This window comes from Lentzea sp., assembly GCF_035525475.1.
Classification (GTDB): Bacteria; Actinomycetota; Actinomycetes; order Mycobacteriales; family Pseudonocardiaceae; genus Lentzea.
Window position 1 is genome coordinate 1 of the sequence record NZ_DATLEC010000104.1, and the last position, 3,758, is coordinate 3,758.

At 70.7% G+C, this 3,758-nt stretch carries 3 protein-coding genes; 2 read left to right on the top strand and 1 reads right to left on the bottom strand.

The annotated features are described in order from the left end of the window. Together VM306_RS18770 and VM306_RS18775 are read left to right on the top strand one after the other, a co-directional pair. Positions 1–368, top strand: a 368-nt coding sequence (locus VM306_RS18770; protein ID WP_325516644.1) for an ABC transporter ATP-binding protein, incomplete at its 5' end; no start/stop codon positions are given. A gap of 4 nt (positions 369–372) precedes the next feature. After that, the gene (locus VM306_RS18775; protein WP_325516647.1) at positions 373–2,880 is read left to right on the top strand and encodes an ABC transporter permease; all 2,508 of its coding nucleotides are present in this window, start codon (positions 373–375) and stop codon (positions 2,878–2,880) included. 203 nt (positions 2,881–3,083) lie between these two features. Here VM306_RS18775 and VM306_RS18780 read toward each other — a convergent pair whose 3' ends face one another. Beyond that, a complete protein-coding gene (locus VM306_RS18780) occupies positions 3,084–3,740 on the bottom strand; it encodes a response regulator transcription factor (protein ID WP_325516649.1) in 657 nt (218 codons plus the stop codon). Positions 3,741–3,758: the final 18 nt, after the last annotated feature.

Sequence of the window (3,758 nt, forward strand, 5' to 3'; positions counted from 1 at the left end):
ACCGGGTCGGGTTGACCGAACGGCTGTCGCACCGGCCGTCGGAGCTGTCCGGCGGTCAGCAGCAGCGGGTCGCGATCGCGCGGGCGTTGGCGACGCGCCCGGAGGTCATCTTCTGTGACGAGCCGACCGGTGCGTTGGACACCCAGACCGCGGCCGAGGTGCTGAGCCTGCTGCGTTCGGTGGTGGACGAGTCCGGGCAGACGGTGATCATGGTGACGCACGACCCGGTGGCGGCGTCGTACGCGGATCGGGTGATGGTGCTGGCCGACGGCCGGATCGTGCACGACATGCCGCAGCCGGGTCCGGAGCGCATCGCCGAGCACCTGGCGTTGCTGGGCCGCCGTCCGCGCGCGACGCAGGAGCGCTGAGGCGATGCTGAAGCTAGCCGCGAAGATGCTGCGCCACCGCAAGGGCAGCGCGGTCGCCACCCTCCTGGCCTTGACGGTCGGAGTGGTGCTCCTGACGTCGATGGGAATACTCGTGGAGTCCGGCCTGCGGTTCGAGGCCGTGCCGCAGCGCTACGCCGCCGCGGACGTCGTCGTCGCCTACCGCGAGATCACGGTCACCTCCCCGAACGACCAGGAAAAGGTCGCCGTACAACTGCCTGAAGGCGGCACCGTCCCCGCCTCGATGGTCGAGCGGCTCCGGCAGGTACCGGGCGTGGCCACCGTCGTCGGTGACACGTCGGTGACGGCGATCCTGCCGAACGGCGCGGCCACCGGGCACGGGTGGGGCAGCACGGTTCTCACCCCCTACCGGCTGGCCACGGGTGCCGAACCGAAGGGCGACAAGGAGGTCGCGCTGGACGAACGCCTGGCGGGCTCGGTGGTGCCCGGCGACGAGGTCCCGATCCTGGTGGGTGGCACGGCAAGCGTGTACCGGGTCAGCGGCCTCGTGCGCGACGCCGGTCCCCGGCCGGGCTCCGACGCGTCGCCCGCGGTGTTCTTCACCGACGAGCACGCGGCGGCCGTGTACCCGCGGCAGGGCCAGGTCGACGCCGTCGGCGTCATCGCCGAGCCAGGTGCCTCCAGCGCCGCACTGGTCGCCGACGTGCGCGAACTGGCCACCGAGGCCGGTGTCAAGGTCCACGCCGGCACCGAGCGCGGGCAGCTGGAGCAGTCCGCGGACCTGGCGGCCAGCGCCCTGCTGATCAACCTCGGCACCGTCTTCGGCGGATTCGTGGGGCTGCTGGTGATGTTCGCCGTGGCCGGAACCATCGGCCTCGCGGTCCGGCACCGGCGACGCGACCTCGCTTTGCTCCGGGCCGTCGCCGCGACTCCAGGTCAGATCGCCCGGTTGATCCTCACCGAGGTGGGGTTGCTCAGCCTGTTGTCGATCGTGATCGGTGTGCCCTCTGGCTGGTTCGCCACTCGATGGGTGCGCGGGGAACTGGTCGACCGCGGGTTCATCCCGAACACGTTCCCGTTCAGCGGCGGTGCGCTGACCGCGGCCGCCGTGGTGGGGGCGACAATGGCGGTGGCGGTGGGGGCCGCGCTGATCGCCGCCCGTCGGACGGTGCTGATCCGCCCGACGGAGGCGCTCGGCGAGATCGCCGTGGAATCCAGCCGGAACAGCAAGATCCGCCTGTTCGTCGGGTTCGTCACCCTGGCCGGTGCCATCTACCTGACCACGCTCACCACGACGCAGAAGGGGACCGCTGCCCTCGGCACCGCGCTCGGCATGCTGTTCGCGCTCGTCCTCGCGGTCGCCCTGCTGGCCCCCTGGATCAACCGGGTGGCCGCCCGGCTTCTCGGCCCGGTGCTGCGCGCGGTGTGGGGCGACAGCGGCTACCTGGCCGCAGCGAACCTGCGCGCCAACGCCCAGGGCATGGTCACCGTGCTGACCGCGTTGGTGCTGACGGTCGGCCTCGGTGGCTCGATCTGGTTCCTCCAGGACAACCTGGAACGACAGAGCGTCACCCAGAACCGCGCCGGGATGCTTGCCCAGCACACCATGAGCTCCGCCACCAGCCTGCCTGAGACCGCCCTCGCGGAAATACGCGAGATTCCCGGCGTGGTGGCCGCCACCGGAGTGCGGAACACCTCGATCCTCCTCGGCGGAGGCAAGGAAGGCGGCGGTGCGCAGGCGATCGATCCGGACGGCGTCGAGCACACCATGGACCTGCAGGTTCGCAGCGGCAGCCTGGCCGACCTGCGCGGGCCCGCCATGGCGGTGTCGGCCCTGCAAGCCGATTCGAACGGCTGGAAAGTCGGCGACCAGGCCGAGGTGTGGCTCGGCGACGGCACGCCGGTCACCCTGCGCATCGTCGCGATCTACGGCCGGGGCATAGCCTTCGGCGACTTCACCGTCACCAAGGACGTCATCGCGGGCCACACCGCCTCCGCCGGCTACGAGCGGATCCTCGTCCGCTCCGAACCGGGCACCGACATCACCACCGCCCTGGCCGACGTCACCGACCGGCACCCCGGCAGCGCCGTGACGAGCACGGCCGGCCTCACCAGCCAGCTTGCCAACGACCTGGCGTTCAGCGCCTGGCTGAACAAGCTGCTGATGGGCATCATGATCGGTTACGCCGCCCTGGCCGCCGCCAACACCATGGTCATGGCCGCCCTCACCCGGGGCCGTGAACTGGCTTCACTGCGCATGGTCGGTGTCACCCGGAAGCAGGTGAAGAGAATGGTCCACGCGGAACAGTCCGGCCTGCTCGGCGTTTCTCTGCTCATCGGCGGATCCATCGCCGCGCTCACCTTGGTATCAGTGGTGCGCACTATCACCGGGCAGAGCGTTCCTTATGTTCCCCCGCTGGGATGGGTGTCCATCGTCGGCGGCACGACGCTGCTCGCCCTGCTCACCACCGTCCTGCCCATCGCACGACTGCTCCGCGTCCCACCGATCGCCGGCATCGGCGTCAAGGAGTGACGGTCACCTGGGACAGCAGACGTCCCCGATCCGGTTGAACGACAACCGAAGGGCGTGTCCGCACCGCGGGGACGCCCTTCGGTTGTCGTCGTCACGCGTCCGGCCGGAAAGGACGCTGACGGCGGTGTTCGGAACCCCGTGTGCCGCAGGTCCACATCGGTGGCCCACAAACCGGCGCCGGATCGATCGGTGGTACAACGGCGCTACTTCGGTCCGCTGCCCTCGAGGTAGCGCAGGACGGCGGTGACGCGCCGGTCGGCGCGGTCGTCGGGTGCGAGGTCAAGTTTCGCGAAGATGCTGCGGATGTGCTTGTGCACTCCGCCTTCGGTGATGACGAGCTTCTCGGCGATGGCGGTGTTGCCGAGTCCCTGGGCCATGAGCGCGAGCACGTCGCGTTCCCTGGGGCTCAGCCGGCCCAGCGCGCTCGTGTGCGGGTTGCGGGCCAGCAGCTGGCCGACGACTTCGGGGTCCACGGCGGTGCCGCCGCCGGCCACCCGGTGCAGGGCGGTCAGGAACTCGTCGACCCGCCCCACCCGTTCCTTCAGCATGTAGCCGAGCCGGCTGGCGCCGCCGGTCAGCAGTTCGGTGGCGAACGTCTGCTCGACGTAGGCCGAGAGCACGAGGACCGCGAGGCCTGGCTGGCGGCGGCGTGCCTCGACGGCCGCCAGGATCCCTTCGTCGGTGTGGGTGGGCGGCATCCGCACGTCGACGATGGCGACGTCGGGCTCGTGTTCGGCCACCGCGGCCAGGAACGATCCCGGCGTGTCCGCGGTGGCCACCACGTCGAGCGACTCGGCGCGCAGCAGCAGCGCCAGCCCCTCGCGCAGCAACGGGTCGTCTTCCGCGATCACGATCCGCACGGCAGCTCCACTCGCATC

Bases quoted from the DNA above. Each gene is read 5' to 3' on its own strand.
- VM306_RS18775 (WP_325516647.1), top strand. From the start codon at position 373: ATGCTGAAGCTAGCCGCGAAGATGCTGCGCCACCGCAAGGGCAGCGCG.